Annotated in this window: 14 protein-coding genes; 5 read left to right on the top strand and 9 right to left on the bottom strand. The window is 73.7% G+C overall.

Features of this window, described 5'->3' with window-relative positions; translation table 11 throughout:
- Positions 1-20 precede the first annotated feature (20 nt).
- Positions 21-908 (top strand): enoyl-CoA hydratase/isomerase family protein, encoded by an 888-nt coding sequence (locus tag ACO0M4_RS21550; RefSeq protein WP_430372454.1) that lies wholly within the window; start codon positions 21-23, stop codon positions 906-908.
- A 48-nt stretch (positions 909-956) separates the two neighbouring features.
- On the opposite strand, the gene ACO0M4_RS21545 is transcribed toward ACO0M4_RS21550, so the two are convergent.
- Positions 957-1,583 (bottom strand): hypothetical protein, encoded by a 627-nt coding sequence (locus tag ACO0M4_RS21545; protein ID WP_430372453.1) that lies wholly within the window; start codon positions 1,581-1,583, stop codon positions 957-959.
- 8 nt (positions 1,584-1,591) lie between these two features.
- Positions 1,592-2,287 carry an RNA polymerase sigma factor gene (locus ACO0M4_RS21540; protein ID WP_430372452.1) on the bottom strand — a complete coding sequence of 232 codons (696 nt, stop codon included), beginning with the start codon at positions 2,285-2,287 and terminating at the stop codon, positions 1,592-1,594.
- Between the two features lie 213 nt (positions 2,288-2,500).
- Here ACO0M4_RS21540 and ACO0M4_RS21535 point away from each other — a divergent pair, with 213 nt between their 5' ends.
- Positions 2,501-3,115, top strand: a complete 615-nt coding sequence (locus tag ACO0M4_RS21535) for a flavin reductase family protein (RefSeq protein WP_430372451.1) — start codon at positions 2,501-2,503, stop codon at positions 3,113-3,115.
- Between the two features lie 182 nt (positions 3,116-3,297).
- On the opposite strand, the gene ACO0M4_RS21530 is transcribed toward ACO0M4_RS21535, so the two are convergent.
- From ACO0M4_RS21530 to ACO0M4_RS21515, 4 genes are all read right to left on the bottom strand, one after another.
- The gene (locus ACO0M4_RS21530; protein ID WP_430372450.1) at positions 3,298-4,629 is read right to left on the bottom strand and encodes an MFS transporter; all 1,332 of its coding nucleotides are present in this window, start codon (positions 4,627-4,629) and stop codon (positions 3,298-3,300) included.
- Positions 4,630-4,730: 101 nt separating this feature from the next.
- On the bottom strand, positions 4,731-5,813 hold the full coding sequence (locus ACO0M4_RS21525; RefSeq protein ID WP_430372448.1) for a Zn-dependent alcohol dehydrogenase: 1,083 nt from the start codon (positions 5,811-5,813) through the stop codon (positions 4,731-4,733).
- Positions 5,810-7,009 (bottom strand): acyl-CoA dehydrogenase family protein, encoded by a 1,200-nt coding sequence (locus ACO0M4_RS21520; protein WP_430372447.1) that lies wholly within the window; start codon positions 7,007-7,009, stop codon positions 5,810-5,812. The genes ACO0M4_RS21525 and ACO0M4_RS21520 overlap by 4 nt, the downstream gene beginning before the upstream one ends.
- A gap of 218 nt (positions 7,010-7,227) precedes the next feature.
- Positions 7,228-8,142 carry an SDR family NAD(P)-dependent oxidoreductase gene (locus ACO0M4_RS21515; RefSeq protein WP_430372446.1) on the bottom strand — a complete coding sequence of 305 codons (915 nt, stop codon included), beginning with the start codon at positions 8,140-8,142 and terminating at the stop codon, positions 7,228-7,230.
- Positions 8,143-8,335: 193 nt separating this feature from the next.
- Here ACO0M4_RS21515 and ACO0M4_RS21510 point away from each other — a divergent pair, with 193 nt between their 5' ends.
- On the top strand, positions 8,336-9,262 hold the full coding sequence (locus ACO0M4_RS21510; protein ID WP_430372445.1) for a cyclase family protein: 927 nt from the start codon (positions 8,336-8,338) through the stop codon (positions 9,260-9,262).
- Positions 9,263-9,523: 261 nt separating this feature from the next.
- Here ACO0M4_RS21510 and ACO0M4_RS21505 read toward each other — a convergent pair whose 3' ends face one another.
- The 3 genes from ACO0M4_RS21505 to ACO0M4_RS21495 form a co-directional block, all read right to left on the bottom strand.
- On the bottom strand, positions 9,524-9,997 hold the full coding sequence (locus ACO0M4_RS21505; protein ID WP_430372444.1) for an ATP-binding protein: 474 nt from the start codon (positions 9,995-9,997) through the stop codon (positions 9,524-9,526).
- Positions 9,998-10,478: 481 nt separating this feature from the next.
- Positions 10,479-11,438: an acyl-CoA dehydrogenase family protein gene (locus ACO0M4_RS21500; protein ID WP_430373882.1), complete on the bottom strand. Its 960-nt coding sequence runs from the start codon at positions 11,436-11,438 to the stop codon at positions 10,479-10,481.
- 8 nt (positions 11,439-11,446) lie between these two features.
- Positions 11,447-12,601, bottom strand: a complete 1,155-nt coding sequence (locus ACO0M4_RS21495; protein ID WP_430372443.1) for an acyl-CoA dehydrogenase family protein — start codon at positions 12,599-12,601, stop codon at positions 11,447-11,449.
- Positions 12,602-12,867: 266 nt separating this feature from the next.
- On the opposite strand from ACO0M4_RS21495, the gene ACO0M4_RS21490 reads away from it, so the two are divergent.
- Both ACO0M4_RS21490 and ACO0M4_RS21485 read left to right on the top strand, forming a co-directional pair.
- Complete coding sequence (locus tag ACO0M4_RS21490) at positions 12,868-14,424, top strand: class I adenylate-forming enzyme family protein (protein WP_430372442.1); 1,557 nt, start codon at positions 12,868-12,870, stop codon at positions 14,422-14,424.
- 41 nt (positions 14,425-14,465) lie between these two features.
- On the top strand, positions 14,466-15,674 hold the full coding sequence (locus ACO0M4_RS21485; protein ID WP_430372441.1) for a winged helix DNA-binding domain-containing protein: 1,209 nt from the start codon (positions 14,466-14,468) through the stop codon (positions 15,672-15,674).
- Positions 15,675-15,681 lie beyond the last annotated feature (7 nt).

Genomic DNA, 15,681 nt, shown 5'->3' with positions numbered 1-15,681 from the left:
TCCCCTGGAGCCACTCCCCCATGACGCCCGCACCGTCCCCCCGTTCCGATCCCGCCTCCGAACCCGTCCAACCGACTCGGCCCACCGATCCCGCCAAGCCACCCGCATCCACCGAACCCGCTGACTCCTTGATACTTCACGCCACTGACAACGGCGTCGCCCAGCTCACCCTCAACCGCCCCGACGCCCTCAACGCCCTCACCTGGGACATGCGCGAACGCCTCATCGCCCTGCTCGCCGACGCCTCCGCCGACCCGGACGTCCGCGTCGTCGTGCTCACCGCGACCGGCAAGGGCTTCTGCGCGGGCGCCGACCTGCGCGGCGCGCCGACCACCGGCGACCGGGTCGCCGGCGATGTCGCACGGATGATCCGCAGCGGCGCCCAACGCCTCATCGCCGCCGTACTGGACTGCGAGAAACCGGTGATCGCCGCCGTCAACGGCACCGCCGCCGGGATCGGCGCCCACCTCGCGTTCGCCTGCGACCTGGTGTTGGCCGCCGAATCGGCCCGCTTCATCGAGGTGTTCGTCCGCCGCGGCCTGGTCCCGGACGGCGGCGGCGCCTATCTGCTGCCGCGGCTCATCGGCCCCCAGCGCGCCAAGGAGCTGATGTTCTTCGGGGACGCCGTGCCGGCCGCCGACGCCGCACGGCTCGGCCTGGTCAACCGGGTCGTCCCCGAGGGTGAGTTGGCGAAGTCCGCCCGGGAGTGGGCCGAACGCCTCGCCACCGGCCCCACCCGCGCCCTCGCCCTCACCAAAGCGCTGGTCAACGCCTCGCTCGACGGCGGCCGCGGCGCGTCCTTCGCGGCCGAGGCCACCGCCCAGGAGATCAATATGACGACGGCGGACGCCCAGGAAGGCGTCGCCTCCTTCGTCGAACGCCGCCGCCCTACGTACCGGGGAAGATGACGCCCGCCCAAGCGGTTCCCCTGCACGCCCGGCTCCCGCCCGTCGGCCTCATCCGCCGTCCGCCGGGCACTCCGGCACCTCCCGGGTATTACGGGTGCGCACCCCCGGCAGCCACCCCTCCGCCCCCTGCCCCGTACGCACCCGGTACCAGCGGGAGGAGGTGACCCCCTCCTCGTCCCGCACCAACTGCCCGTCCGTCACCACGCACCGGGCCGCCAGCACCTCGCCGTGCCACACCCGCCCCGCGGTGTTGCCGCGCGCCCCGTACGCCAGGTGCGGGTCCTTGGCCAGCCGCAGCGCGCACTCCATGGTGTGCGGGGCACGGCACGCCGCCTCGCTGTTGTAGACCGTGAGCGGCACCGTCCGGGGCGGCCCGGCCGGTCTGACGTCCGCGGCCCCGGGCCGCAGCAGCACCCACCAGACGCCCAGGACCACCGCCGCCACCGCTGCCGCGACCGCCACCACGACGGCATACGGGCGCCGCTGCGGCAACCAGGCCACGGCGAGGCGCCCCCTGGACTCCGGAGTGCCCGCCGAACTCCCGACCTCCACCGGCGCCTTGACCCGCTCCCACAGTCCCCCGGGCGTCTCGATCTCCTCATCGGCCGCCCGCAGCCTCGCCCGCAGCAGCGCCTCGGCCTCGCCGTCCCCGCCGTACCGTGGTCCCGTGCCCATCGTGCCGCTCACCTCCCGGCCTGCCCGTGCTCCGATTCAACGAGGTACGCGCGCAGCCTGTCCAGGGCACGGGCCCGATGCCGGGCGGCGGTGCCGCGATGCACCTTCATGATCTTCGCGGCCTGGTCGATCGTGTACCCGTCCAGATCGACGAGGATCACGATCCCCGCCTGCCGGTGCGACAGCCGTCCCAGCAGCCGCACCGCCTCCAGCTCCGCGTGCCGCCGCCCCACCCCGCCGTCCCACCCGCCGAACCCGCCCCCGGCCCCCGGCACCGCACCGGCACCGTCCGCCTCGGCCACCTCCTCCACCAGCACCTGCCGCCGCTCCTTGCGGTAGGCGTCCCGGGCGACACTGAGGACGGCGGTGAAGGCGTAGGCGTACGGCTCCGGATGGGCGAGGAAACGCTGCGGGCGGGCGGCGAGCTTGAGGTACGCCTCGTGCACCACGTCCTCCGCCGACTGCCGCGTCCCGGCGAGCATCACGGCCCGCCGATAGAGCCGCGGCAGCAGTCCGCAGAAGACCTCGTCGAACGCTGCAGACTCGCCGGGCCCGGACCCGGACCCGGACCCGGCGCCCGGCGGTCCGGACGCACCGGACGGCGTCGACAGCGAGGACGGACCGACCGGACCGACCGGCCCCTCCGGACGGGCCTCCCGGGGCCCGGTGGCCGACCAGGAGGTCGGCGGTGTCGCATCGGCCATGACCGGAACACTCCCCCGTGCTTGGCTACGGCGCGGCCGAGGTGGAAGTACCCGAGCGCTCGGCAGCCAATCAGGAACGCGACCCCCAATCTCCCCCGAACCGCCCTGATCCAGCCTGCGTTTCCCGACCAAACCACCCATGTGAGTGGCGCCCACCCCTTCCGATCTGACGATCCATCAGTTTCAATGGGCGGCATGATGGGACACGCCGGAATGGCGGCCACAGCCATCCGCTACCTCCGCTCCGTTGGCGCCCCCACCACCGCCGCACCGCCGGCCGCCACCGCCCGCGCCACCACCACGCGCCCCCCATTGCGCGCCGTACGCGACGACGAACGCGCCCCCTTGGACCCGGCCGAATTCCGCTCCGTGCTGGGCCACTTCGCGAGCGGTGTCACGATCATCACGGCCCCCGGAGAGGCGGGTCCGGCCGGTTTCGCCTGCCAGTCCTTCGCCTCCCTCTCCCTGGACCCGCCCCTGGTGGCGTTCATGGTGGCCCGCACCTCCACGACCTGGCCGCGCCTCGCGCAGGCCGGCGTCTTCTGCGTGAACGTCCTCGGCGCCGCGCAGGGCGACCTCTGCCGCGGGTTCGCCGTCAGCGGCGCCGACAAGTTCGCCGGCGTCCACCACACCCCGGCCCCGGCCACCGGCTCCCCCCGCCTCGCCGACGTCCCCGCCTGGATCGACTGCACGATCCACGCCGTCCACACCGGCGGCGACCACCACATCGTCGTCGGCCGCGTCGAGGCCCTCGGCACCGACCCGACCGCCGCACCCCAGGGACCACTGCTCTTCCACCGGGGGACGTTCGGACGGTTCACCCAGTAGGCCACCGGTAGCCCCCTCGACCTACTGAGCCGGCACCCCATAAGCCGCCTACCGGAACCCCGCGCCCATCACCGACAGAACACCGAAGACGCCCGCCCGTTCTCGCGTTCAGGCAATCGCTTTGAGCGCCGCGGACATCACGGCCGCCTTCGGTGGGGCGCCACAGCGCAGTTGACGTGCGCTCAGGCTGCGGCGGGCGCCGACTTGCCCCGCAACACCAACGCCATCAGTGCCGCCACCGCGCACAGGGCGCCCGAGGCGTACCAGACCGGGTCGTAGGTCCCGAGGGCGTCGCGGGCCAGGCCGCCCAGGAAGGCGATGAGGGCGGCGCCGACCTGGTGGGCGGCGAGGACCCAGCCGAAGACGATGGCGCTGTCGTCGCCGTAGTGGGCGCGGCACAAGGCGAGGGTCGGCGGGACGGTGGCGACCCAGTCCAGGCCGTAGAAGACGATGAAGAAGACCATCGGGGGATGGACGGTGGCGGAGAGGAGGAAGGGGAGGAAGAGGAGGGAGAGGCCGCGGAGGGCGTAGTAGACGGCGAGGAGGCGGCGGGTGTCGAAGCGGTCGGTGAGCCAGCCGGAGCCGATGGTGCCGGCGATGTCGAAGACACCGATCACGGCGAGGAGCGAGGCGGCCGCCGTCATGGGCATGCCGTGGTCGTGGGCGGCGGGCACGAAGTGGGTCTTGACCAGGCCGTTCGTGGTGGCGCCGCAGATCGCGAAGGTGCCGGACAGTAGCCAGAAGGGGGTCGTGCGGGCTGCCGAGAAAAGGGCGCTCAGGGCGCGGCGGGCGGCGCCGCGCTGCGGGGGCGGCTTGGGGACGAACTCCTCGGAGCCGTACGGGGTGGTGCCGACGTCGGCGGGGTGGTCGCGCAGCAGGAGCCACACCAGGGGGACGACGGCGAGGGCGGCGAGGGCGACGGTCACGGCGGCCGGACGCCAGGAGTAGCGCTCGACGATCATCGAGAGGAGCGGCAGGAAGACCAGCTGGCCGGAGGCACCGGCCGCGGTCAGGATGCCGGTGACCAGGCCGCGGCGGGCGATGAACCAGCGGTTGGTGACGGTCGCGGCGAAGGCCAGGGCCATCGAGCCGCTCCCCAGGCCGACCAACACGCCCCACAGCAGGATGAGTTGCCAGCTGGTGGTCATGAAGACGGTGAGGCCGGCGCCGGCCGCGATCACGGTCAGCGCGGCGGCCACCACTCGGCGGATGCCGAAGCGGTCCATCAGGGCGGCGGCGAACGGCGCGGTCAGCCCGTAGAGGGCGAGGTTGACCGAGACCGCGAGGCCGATGGTGCCGCGCGACCAGTGGAACTCGTCGTGCAGCGGGTCGATCAGCAGGCCGGGCAGGGAGGCGAAGCCGGCCGCGCCGATGAGGGTGAGGAAGGTGACGGCGGCGACCGACCAGGCGCGGTGCGGACGCCGGCGGGCGGGGGCCGGACCGGGCGGCGGCCCCGCGTTCACGGGGGCGACGGCGTCGGCGCGTACGGGCGGCTCGGGCGATATGCGGGTCACCCGAGCAGCTTCGGGGAGCCGGCCCGACCGAACGAGTGGCCAGAGGGACAGCCATCGCCAGGATCGGGCCAGCCCCCCAACGTCCCGCGCCGCCCCCGGCCCTAGCCCGCTCCCCCTCCGAAGACCAGCACCGCCCGCGCCACCCGCCCGTGATGCGCGTCGTCCGCCGCCTTGGCGAAGTCCGTCACCCCGTACGTCGCGGTCACCAACTCGTCCAGCAGCAGCCGCCCTTCGCGGTACAGCCGGGCGTAGAGGGCGATGTCCCGTTGTGGGCGGGCGGAGCCGTAGCGGCAGCCGAGGATGGACTTGTCCAGGTACATGGAGGAGACCAGGAAGGACGCCTCGGCGGTGGCCGGCGGGACGCCCAGCAGCACCGCCTGCCCGTGCCGGTCCAGCAGGTCGATCGCCTGCCGGATCAGCCGCGTGCTGCCCACGCACTCGAAGGTGTGGTCGGCGCCGGTCGGCAGGATTTCCTTCACCGCCCTGACGCCGTCCGGCACGGCCGACGCGTCGACGAAGTGCGTCGCCCCGAACTGCCGCGCCGCCGCCTCCTTCTCGGCATTGGCGTCCACCGCCACGATCACCGAGGCGCCCGCGATCCGCGCGCCCTGGAGCACATTGAGGCCGATGCCGCCGGCGCCGATCACCACCACCGAGTCCCCGCGGTCCACCCGCGCCCGGTTCAGTACCGCGCCCACACCGGTCAGCACCCCGCACCCGATCAGCGCGGCCGACGTCAGCGGGATCTCCTTCGGGATCTTCACCGCCTGCACCGCCTTGACGACCGTCCGCTCCGCGAACGCCGAGTTCGACGCGAAGTTGTACAGCTCCGCGCCGCCCCGCCGGAACGGCGTGCCGGGCATCCCGATCGCCTTGCGGCACATCGTCGGCCGCCCCCGGTCGCACTCCGCGCACGCCCCGCAGTTCGCCAGCGTCGACAGCGCCACATGGTCACCGGGCACCACATGGTCCACGCCCGCCCCTACGGCCTCGACCACCCCCGCGCCCTCGTGCCCCAACACCACCGGCACCGGAAACGGAATCGTCCCGTCGATCACCGAGAGGTCGCTGTGGCACAACCCGGCCGCCCGGATCCCCACCAGCACCTCGCCCGGCCCCGGATCCCGCACCTCCAGATCGTCCACGACCCGGACCTGCTCACCGTCGAATATGACGCCTTTCATCCCCGCTCCACTCTGGGCAGGCCGAGCACCCGCTCGGCGATGATGTTGCGCTGGATCTCGTCCGAGCCGCCGTAGATCGTGTCGGCCCGGGTGAACAGGAACAGCCTTTGCCACGCATCGAGTTCGTACGGCGTCGCAGCGGACCACTCGCCGGGCCCCACGGCAGCGACGGCGCCCCGCACCCGCATCGCCAGCTCCCCCAACCGCCGGTGCCACCCACCCCACAGCAGCTTCGCCACGCTCGGCGCCCCCGCATCGCCCGCCACCCCCAGGGTCCGCAACGCGTTCCACCGCATGACCCTCAACTCCGCCCATTGGCACACGAGTTGCTCACGCAGTACGGGATCACGCACCGCCCCGCCGCGCACCGCCGCGGCAACCACGTCCGCCAACTCCCGTGCGAACCCGATCTGCTGGACGAGCGTCGACACCCCGCGTTCCAGGGCCAGCAGCCCCATCGCCACCCGCCAGCCGGCGCCCTCGCCGCCCACCACGTGGTCGGCGCGCGCCACCGCCCCGTCGAAGAACACCTCGTTGAACTCCGCGGTCCCCGACATCTGCCGGATCGGCCGCACCTCGATCCGGCCGGGCTGGTCCATCGGCACCAACAGGAACGACAGCCCCCGGTGCCGCCGCTCCCCCGGGTCCGTCCGCGCCAGGACGAAGCACCAGTCGGCCTCCGCGGCCAACGAGGTCCACACCTTCTGCCCGCTGATCCGGTACCCGGCCCCGTCCCGGACCGCCACCGTACGCAGCCCCGCCAGGTCCGACCCCGCCTCCGGCTCGCTGTAGCCCTGGCACCACAGCTCCTCCCCCCGCGCCACGGCCGGCAGGAACCGCTTCCGCTGCGTCTCGTCCCCGTACGCGATCAGGGTCGGCGCCAGCAGGTTCTCCCCGATGTGCCCCACCCGGCCCGGCGCCCCGGCCCGCGCGTACTCCTCCGCCCACACCACCTGCTGCGTCAGCGACCCGGCCCGGTTCCCGTACCCCCCGTGCGCCCGGTCCCACCCCAGCCCGATCCACCCCCCGCGCCCCAACTCCCGCTCCCAGCCCCGCCGAACCTCCACCCCCACATGCTCACTACCGGGCCCACCCCCCGCCCCCAACGAGGCGAACTCCCCGACGAGATGAGCCTCCAGCCAGGCCCGCACTTCCCCCCGAAACGCCTCGTCTTCACTCCCGAACCCGAAATCCACCTGAACCCTCCCGCTCACACAGCCCTCACCCACCGTCTTCTCCCACCCACCCACGGGAGGGGACGGGCCGGAGGGGTCGGTGTGCCGGACGTAAAGCGAAGCAGTCCGGCACACCGACCCCTCCGGCCCGTCACCGCACCCAACAGCCCCGCGCAGCGGAACCGCGCCGCAGGCGCAACAGCAACAACCCCCACGGCGGGAAAGCCGACAACGTACGGCTAAGAATTCGGCCGCTCGCCGGCCCCCGCCGCCCGCGCCATCTCCTCCAGCTGCGCCAGCATCGGCATGGGGTCGACGCCGACCGACCCCGCCACCACTTCGGCGACCCGCTCCGGCGTCCACCCACCCCCGTCGGCGTACACGGAGCGCAGCTCCCTCGGCTGGGCCCACACCGCGATCTTCGGCCCCGCCACGGTGTACACCTGGCCGGTGACCCCGTCGGCCCGCGCCCGTTCGCTCAGCAGGTAGACGACGAACGCCGCCACGTCCTCCGGTTCCCCGATCTCCTTCAGCTCCATCGGCACGTTCGCCGACATCCGCGTCCGGGCGACCGGCGCCACCGCGTTCGCCGTCACCCCGTACTTGTGCAAGCCGAGCGCCGCGCTGCGCACCAGCGAGATGATGCCGCCCTTCGCCGAGGCGTAGTTGGCCTGGGCGACGCTGCCCTGGTGGTTGCCGCTGGTGAAGCCGATCAGCGTGCCGGACTTCTGCTTGCGCATCACCGCCGCGGCGGCCCGGAACACCGTGAAGGTGCCCTTGAGGTGCGTGGCGACGACCGGGTCCCACTCCTCCTCGGACATGTTGAAGAGCATCCGTTCGCGCAGGATGCCGGCCACGCACACCACGCCGTCGAGCCGGCCGTACTCGGCCAGCGCGGTGTCCACGATCCGCTGGCCGCCGGCCATCGTGGAGACGTCGTCGGCGACGGCCGTGGCCGTGCCACCCGCCGCCTCGATCTCCTTGACCACCGCCTCGGCCACCTCGCTGCTGGGCGCGCCACCCTCGATGGCGACGCCGTAGTCGTTGACCACCACCTTCGCGCCCTCGGCGGCGGCCACCAGGGCGACGGCCCGCCCGATGCCGCGGCCGGCCCCCGTGACGGCGACCACCTTGCCGGCCAAGAAGTTCCCCATGCCGCGCCCCTTCCCACGGTTTCTGACGGACCGTTAGATTTTTGAGCAGACGCGGTACGAGCACAAGACCCCGGACACAAGCCCGGGACGCAAGAGGGCAGGGCAAGCCACGACGGCACCGGCCACCCCACCGCCCGCACCCCGCCCGCGCCCCCGGAACCGGACCGCCCCCACCCGACACCAAGGAGCGCCCATGCCCCTGCCGCAGGAGTTCCACGACATCGCCCGGCGCGTGAACAACTGGGGACGCTGGGGCCCGGACGACGAGATCGGCACCCTGAACCTGATCACCCCGGAGGTGGTGCGCGCCGCCGCAGCGACCGTCCGCAGCGGCCGCCGTATCCCCCTCGCGCTACCGCTCCAACAGGACGGCGTCCAGACCGGCATGATCCCGGGGCGGGTCAACCCGCTGCACACCATGGTCGCCATCAACCACGAGATCTTCGGCCCGGGCACGGTCGCCACCTCCGACGACACCGTCACCATGGGCCTCCAGGCCGCCACCCACTGGGACGGCCTGACCCACGTCTCGCACTCTGGGCGGCTCTACAACGACCGGCCCGCCGACGCCATCACCGCGCACCGCGGCGCCACCGCGCTGGGCATCGAGAAGGCCAGCCCGATCACCTCCCGCGGCGTACTGCTCGACGTGGCCCGGGCGCACGACACCGAGCGGCTGCCGGGCGGGCACGCGGTCACGCCGGAGGACCTGGACGCCGCCGAGGAGTTGGCCGGGACCACGGTCCGCTCCGGTGACGTCGTCCTGATCCGGACCGGGCACCTCCAGCACTACCTGGCCGGCGATCGGGAGGCGTACGCGTTCCCGTCGCCCGGGCTCTCGCTGCGCACCCCGGAGTGGTTCCACGCCCGCGGGATCGCCGCCGTCGCCAACGACACCCTGACCTTCGAGATCTTCCCGCCGGAGGTCGAGGGCCTGTGGTTGCCGGTGCACGCCCTGCACCTGGTCGAGATGGGCATGCTCCAGGGCCAGAACTGGAACCTGGAGGAGCTGTCGGCGGCCTGCGCACAGGAGGGCCGCTACGCCTTCCTGTTGTCCGCGATGGCGGAGCCGTTCGTCGGCGGAACCGGCAGTCCGGTCGCGCCGGTGGCGGTGTTGTGAGGTCCGGGGCGGCGCCCCCGATGAGCCGTCGACTCCGGGCCGGCCGGGTGGCGGCGCGCGCTGCGCGCCCCGAGCACGGCACCGCGGACCGCCACCCGGCTCCGGAACGCGATCCGCACTCGCCAAGGCCGCGGGCCAGCGACCCGACGCGACCTTGCCGTCCCCTCACGGCGCATCGCTTCCCCAAGCGTGATCACCAGGGCACGCCACGTCAACACCTGGTCTGGACTAATTCCGCGCCAGGCGAACCGATTCAGCGACTTACGCCCGATTTGTCGCGGCGCAGGCAGGGTCATACGCCCCCAGATCCGCACCGGCCGTCATCAGCAGCGACTGCCCGCGGTCCACTTCGCACCAGATCCGCTTGCCGGCCCCCTCCGGCTGCCAGCCCCAGCGGTCCGCGAGGCCGTCGACGAGTTCCAGGCCCCGGCCGTTGGTGTCGTCACCGTCCGCGTGCCGGGGGCGCGGCGGCCGGGCGCTGGCGTCCACCACCTCGACCCGCACGGTGCCCACCACGGCGCCGGTGCCCGAGAAGCACATACAGAGCCGGGCCGACGAGCCGGTGTGCACCACCGCATTGGTGACCAGCTCGGAGATCAGCAGGATCAGCGTCTCGGCGAGCGGCTCGTCCGCCCCTATACCCGACCCTGCGAGCCTCGACCGGGCCCACCGCCGGGCCCGCCCCACTTCCGCGGGGTCGGGCCGCACTTCCAACTGCACCTGAAGCACCTGCACCGCTCACACCATCCGAACCGGCGGAAACATCGCCTCGCGCCTCCACGGAGTCACGGTGCGTGACTCCGGCGAAGCACAGCATGGTTGACGTTCAGTCACCGCAACAACCGCTTCGGGCATATTCCAGCGCAAGGGAGTATGCGTGCGGCATACTGTGCGACGCACAGCGCGGGGAGTCGAACATGGGGGGTCATCGGGGCCCTGCCCAAGGCGAGCGGCGTGCAGTCGGTACCCCGGAGCCGTCCTTCCGACGGCACCGTGACCATTGCGCCACAGAACCACTCGCACCCCACGGAGCGTACCCGAGCACACCGCCGACTCCCGCGTGTGACGAGTCACGCCTAGGACACAACCCGATATCGACCCTCCGTGACCGCTTATGTGTGAGCTGCCCGACATTTCGCACACCGGCTGCCAGAGTCTGACATCGGCGGCGCGCTCGCGACGCTCCGTGATCTTCGACGAGCGCCGGCGCACCCCCTCACCCCACCAGCGCGACCGCCAGTCGCTCCGTCGCCTCCCGCGCGCCACCCCACGTCTCGGCCCGCAGCCAGGCCCGTTTCAGGTGCAGATGAACATCTGCCTCCCAGGTGAAGCCCATACCGCCGTGCACCTGGAGGCAGTCCCGGGCGTTGTCCACCGCGGCCTCGTCCGCCAGCAGCTTGGCGCCCGTGATGTCGAGGGCGTCCCCGGTCACCGCCGCCGCGTAGACCGCGGCACGGGCCAGCTCGGCGCGGACCAGCATCCCGGCGCACAGGTGCTTGACCGCCTGGAAGGAGCCGATCGGCGCGCCGAACTGGGTGCGCTGCCGGGCGTGGGCGACCGCCATCTCCACCGTCCGCGCCGCGCTGCCCAGCTGCTGGGCGGCGGTCAGCAGGGCCGCCTCGCGGCGCAGCCGGGGCACGTCCAGGCCGTCGCAGGGGGCGGTGCGCGGGTGGTCGGTGACGCGGGCGAGCGGGGTGAGGGGGTCGACCGACGTGAAGGGGGCGCGGGTGACCTCGCCGGGCGCACTCCGGTGCGCTCGGCCCGCATGCCCCGGCGCATCCCCCTCCAGGAAGATCAACTCGTCGCAGTCGGCCGGGTGTTCCCACAGCACCGGGTCGGTCGAGTCGTCACACAGGGCGACGACCCGTTCGCCGGTCGCCACCCCTTCCACCGCCCCGGCCAGCAGCTGTCCGGCCACCAGCGGGCCCGGCAGCAGCGCCCGGCCGGCCTCCTCGAAGACCAGGACGGCCTCCGGCAGCCCCAGCCCGACGCCGCCCGCCGCCTCCGGGAGCCGCAGCGCGAAGAACCCGGCGTCGGCCAGCTCCCGCCACAGCGCGCGGTCCAGCGCCGGGTCGTCGACGGCCGTGCGCAGCCGGTCCCGGTCGAAGCGGCCGGTCAGCAGCTCTCGGGTGCCGGCCCGCAACGCCCTTTGATCCGGGCCGAGTTGGAAGTCCACCGGACCGCTCACCGTCCCTTCGGCAGGCCGAGGATCCGCTCGGCGACGATGTTCCGCTGGATCTGCGAGGTGCCCGCGGCGATGGTGTACGAGAGGGCCGAGAGCCGGTCGGCGACCCAGGGGTGCGTCGCGTCCAGCGCCTGTCCGCCGAGCACCTCGGCCGCCGCGTCGTAGAGCTCCTGGCGGGCGTGCGAGTAGCGCAGTTTGAAGACCGAGCCGCCGGTGCCGGGGACGCCGCCGGTGTGCTGCGCCTCACTGACGTTCCACTGGGTCAGCCGCCACAGCGCGGCGAATTCGGCGTTCAGCCGGCCCAGTCGGCGGCGGAGCGCGGCGTCGTCCCAGCGGCCGTTGGCGCGGGCGGCGCCGGCCAGTTCGGCGAGCACCCGGCGGCAGGCCACCACCTCGCCGACGAAGGCGGTGCCGCGTTCGAAGGAGAGCGTCACCATCGTCACCCGCCAGCCGTCGTGCTCGGCGCCGATGCGGTTGCCGACCGGGATCCGGACCTCGTCGAGGAACATCTCGGCGAACTCCGTGGAGCCGGCCAGTGTGCGCAGCGGTCGCACGGTCACCCCGGGGGCGTCCATCGGCATCGCCAGCCAGCTGATGCCGCGGTGTCGGGGGGCCTCCGGGTCGGTGCGGACGAGCAGTTCGCACCAGTCGGCGACCTCGGCGTGCGAGGTCCAGATCTTGGCGCCGGTCACCACGTAGGCGTCGCCGTCCCGGACCGCCCGGGTGCGCAGCGCGGCCAGGTCGGAGCCGGCGTCCGGTTCGCTGAAGCCCTGGCACCAGATCTCGTCGCCGCGCAGGATCGGCGGCAGCCAGCGGGCGCGCTGCGCGGCGGCGCCTTCGGCGGCGATGGTGGGGCCGGCGTGCAGCAGCCCGACGAAGTTGGCACCGACGTAGGGCGCGCCGGCCTTCTCGGTCTCCTCCAGGAAGATCAGGTGCTGGGTGGGGGTGGCGCCCCGGCCGCCGGCGTCGGCGGGCCAGTGCAGACCGGCGTACCCGGCGTCGTACAGCATCCGCTGCCAGGCCGCGTCGTACGCCCGCCGGCCGGGCCAGTCGGTGGCGGCGGGCTTTGGTGGCAGCTTCGGCAGTACCTCGGCGAGCCAGGTCCGCAGCCGGGCCCGGAAGGCTTCCTCCTCCTCGGTGAAGGTGAGGTCCACTAGCGGTCCCGGTGCGTCGTCGGGCGCCGGGTCCCGCGGCGGTCGGCGGGCGCGCCCGCATGGTCGTCGGCGTTGGTGCCGCGCGGTGGCCCGGTCGGGTTCGCCATCGTTTCCCCTCGCCCCTGTCGGTCGCCTCGCACCCGATTAACTGATGGTGCGTCAGATTTGAATCTAGGCTAGCCCCGAGCCCCTGGACCGACAAGGCATCGGCCCTTACCCTCGGACCTCGATCTGACGCATCGTCAGCAACGGGGCGGGAGGCCCGCATGACCGGCAGCACCCTGTGGGACCTGGTCACCTGGCGCGCCGCCCGCACACCGGACGCCACCGCCCTCATCCAGGGCGCGGAATCCGCCCGGGACGAGCGCCGGATCACCTTCGGCGGGCTGCGCGAACGCGCCGAACGGGTCGCCGCCGGACTGGCCGCACGCGGCGTCCGACCCGGCAGCAAGGTGGTCTGGCAACTGCCCACCCGGATCGAAACGGTGCTGGTCAGCCTGGCCCTGGCCCGGCTCGGCGCGGTACAGAGCCCGGTCCTGCCGCTCTACCGCGCACACGAGCTGGGCCAGGTGCTGCGCCGCACCCGCGCCGCCTTCTTCATGGTCCCCGGTGGGCCCGGCCGGCACCGCGACACCGACCACACCGCGAGGGCGCACCGCCTGGCCGCCGAGCTGCCCGCGCCGCCGACCGTCATCGACGCGTACGCCCCCCTGCCCGACGGCGACCCGGCCACCCTGCCCCCGCCGCCCACCGACCCCGACGCACCCCGCTGGATCTACTGGACCTCCGGCACCACCGCCGCCCCCCGCGGCGTGCTGCACACCGACCGCAGTCTGCGCACCGCCGGCGCCTGCCTGGCCGCGGCACTGCGCCTGGGCCCCGACGACGTCGGCTCGATGGCCTTCCCGTACGCCCACGTCGCCGGGCCCGACTACACCGTCATGCTGCTCACCCACGGCATCCCGGCCGTCCTCGTGGAGCACTTCGCGCTGCCCGCCGCACTCGCCCCCTACCGCCGCCACCGGGTCACCGTGGCCGGCGGCTCCACCGCCTTCTACACCCTCTTCCTCACCGCCCAGCGCGCCCTGCCGCCGGGGCGACGACTGCTGCCGGCACTGCGCCTCCTCGCCGGCGGCGGCGCCCCCAAACCGCCCGCGCTGTACCACGAGGTGGTGGCCGAGTTGGGCTGCCAAATCACCCACGGCTACGCCCTCACCGAGGCCCCGATGGTCACCATGGGCGACCCGCACGACAGCGCCGAGCTGCTGGCCACCACCGACGGCCGGCCGCCCGCCGGGATGGAGATCCGGATCGCGCCGGAGAGCGGGGAGATCCTGCTGCGCGGCCCGGCCGTCTGCCGCGGCTATCTGGACGAACCGGGCCCTCCCCCGCACCCCGGGGACACCGCAGGTGCCCCCTTCACCGCCGACGGCTTCCTGCGCACCGGCGACCTCGGGCACCTCACCCCCACCGGGCACCTCGTCATCACCGGCCGCCTCAAGGACATCATCATCCGCAAGGGCGAGAACATCTCCGCCCGGGAGATCGAGGACCTCCTCTACCGCCATCCGGACATCGCGGACGCCGCGGTCATCGGGCTACCGGACCCCGAGCGCGGAGAACTGGTCTGCGCCGTGGTCGAACAGCCGCCGGGAGCCCCTGCGTTGACGCTCACCGCGGTCACCTCGCGGCTGCTCGCCCAAGGACTCGCCCGGCACAAACTGCCGGAACGACTGGAGGTGCTGCCCGCCCTGCCGCGCGGGGCCACCCTGCGCAAGGTGCTCAAGCAGGAACTACGGGAGCGGTTCGGGGCCCACTCGTAGCGGACCGAACGCGTCCTAGATGCCCACTATGGTCGGGCGCCATGAGCCACCCCTCGCCCCGCACCCGGCCCCGGATCGACGCCGCCCAGCGCCGCGCCCGGCTCGGCCGGCGGCATCTGCTCGCCCCCGACTGCCGGGCGGCCACCGCCGAAGAGACCGCCGACGCGGTCGTCGCCCTGCACGCCAGCGACCCGGCCACCGTCCACCTGGCGGCCTGCGCCCGACTGGCCGTACCGGACCCCAAGGAGGTCGAGCGGGCGCTGTACGAGGACCGGTCGCTGGTGCGGATGCTGTGCATGCGGCGCACCCTCTTCGCGGTCGACGCGGAACTGGCACCGGTCATCGCGTCCTCCACCGCCCGGGCCATCGCCGCCAAGGAGCGGCGGGGCCTGGTCAAGTGGGTCCGGGAGGGACTGGGATGGGACGAACGGCGACTGGCGGAGGTGACGGACCGGACGCTGGCCGCACTGGCCGCCCGCGGCGAGGCGACCGCCGCGGACCTCTCCGCCGAGGTGCCCGAACTGCGCGCCACCATCGTGAACTCTCCCGGCAAGCCCTACGAGGCCACCGTCGCGGTCGCCAGCCGACTGCTGCGGACGCTGGCCGCCGAGGGCAGCATCCGCCGCAGCCGGCCGCGCGGCGGCTGGACCAGCAGCACCTTCCGCTGGGCACCCGGCACCGCGCTCGTCGACCTGGCGGCACCGCCGGCCCCCGAGGCGCGCGCCGCGCTCGCCCGCCGCTGGCTCGCCGCCTACGGCCCGGCGACCGTCGAGGACCTCACGTGGTGGACCGGCTGGACGCGCACCGACACCCGGCACGCACTGGCCGCCGTCGGCGCCGTCGAGGTCACCCTGGACGGCGACGGCGGCGCCAGCACCGGGGTCGCGCTGCCCGACGACCTCGACCCCGTCCCGACGCCCGCACCGTGGGCCGCCCTGCTGCCCGGCCTCGACCCGACCGCGATGGGCTGGAAGGCCCGCGACTGGTACCTCGACCCGGCCATGACGCCCCGACTCTTCGACCGCAGCGGCAACGTCGGGCCGACGGTGTGGTGGAACGGCCGGATCATCGGCAGCTGGGCGCAGCGCCCCGACGGCGAGATCGTCCGGCACCTGCTGTCCGACGAGGGCGGCAGCGCCGCCGCCGAAGCGGTCGCGGCGGAGGCGGCCCGGCTGACGGCCTGGCTCGGCGACGTCCGCGTCACCCCGCGCTTCCGCACCCCACTGGAACGCGAACTGAGCACGCCGTGACGGCCCG

This window comes from Streptomyces sp. RGM 3693 (genome assembly GCF_050471125.1).
In the GTDB taxonomy this organism is placed as follows: Bacteria; Actinomycetota; Actinomycetes; order Streptomycetales; family Streptomycetaceae; genus Streptomyces.
Note: the sequence above shows the minus strand (reverse complement) of the source record. Positions and strands in the feature narration are given on the sequence as shown.

Bases quoted from the DNA above. Each gene is read 5' to 3' on its own strand.
- ACO0M4_RS21550 (WP_430372454.1), top strand. From the start codon at position 21: ATGACGCCCGCACCGTCCCCCCGTTCCGATCCCGCCTCCGAACCCGTC.
- ACO0M4_RS21545 (WP_430372453.1), bottom strand. From the start codon at position 1,583: ATGGGCACGGGACCACGGTACGGCGGGGACGGCGAGGCCGAGGCGCTG.
- ACO0M4_RS21540 (WP_430372452.1), bottom strand. From the start codon at position 2,287: ATGGCCGATGCGACACCGCCGACCTCCTGGTCGGCCACCGGGCCCCGG.
- ACO0M4_RS21535 (WP_430372451.1), top strand. From the start codon at position 2,501: ATGGCGGCCACAGCCATCCGCTACCTCCGCTCCGTTGGCGCCCCCACC.
- ACO0M4_RS21525 (WP_430372448.1), bottom strand. From the start codon at position 5,813: ATGAAAGGCGTCATATTCGACGGTGAGCAGGTCCGGGTCGTGGACGAT.
- ACO0M4_RS21515 (WP_430372446.1), bottom strand. From the start codon at position 8,142: ATGGGGAACTTCTTGGCCGGCAAGGTGGTCGCCGTCACGGGGGCCGGC.
- ACO0M4_RS21510 (WP_430372445.1), top strand. From the start codon at position 8,336: ATGCCCCTGCCGCAGGAGTTCCACGACATCGCCCGGCGCGTGAACAAC.
- ACO0M4_RS21490 (WP_430372442.1), top strand. From the start codon at position 12,868: ATGACCGGCAGCACCCTGTGGGACCTGGTCACCTGGCGCGCCGCCCGC.
- ACO0M4_RS21485 (WP_430372441.1), top strand. From the start codon at position 14,466: ATGAGCCACCCCTCGCCCCGCACCCGGCCCCGGATCGACGCCGCCCAG.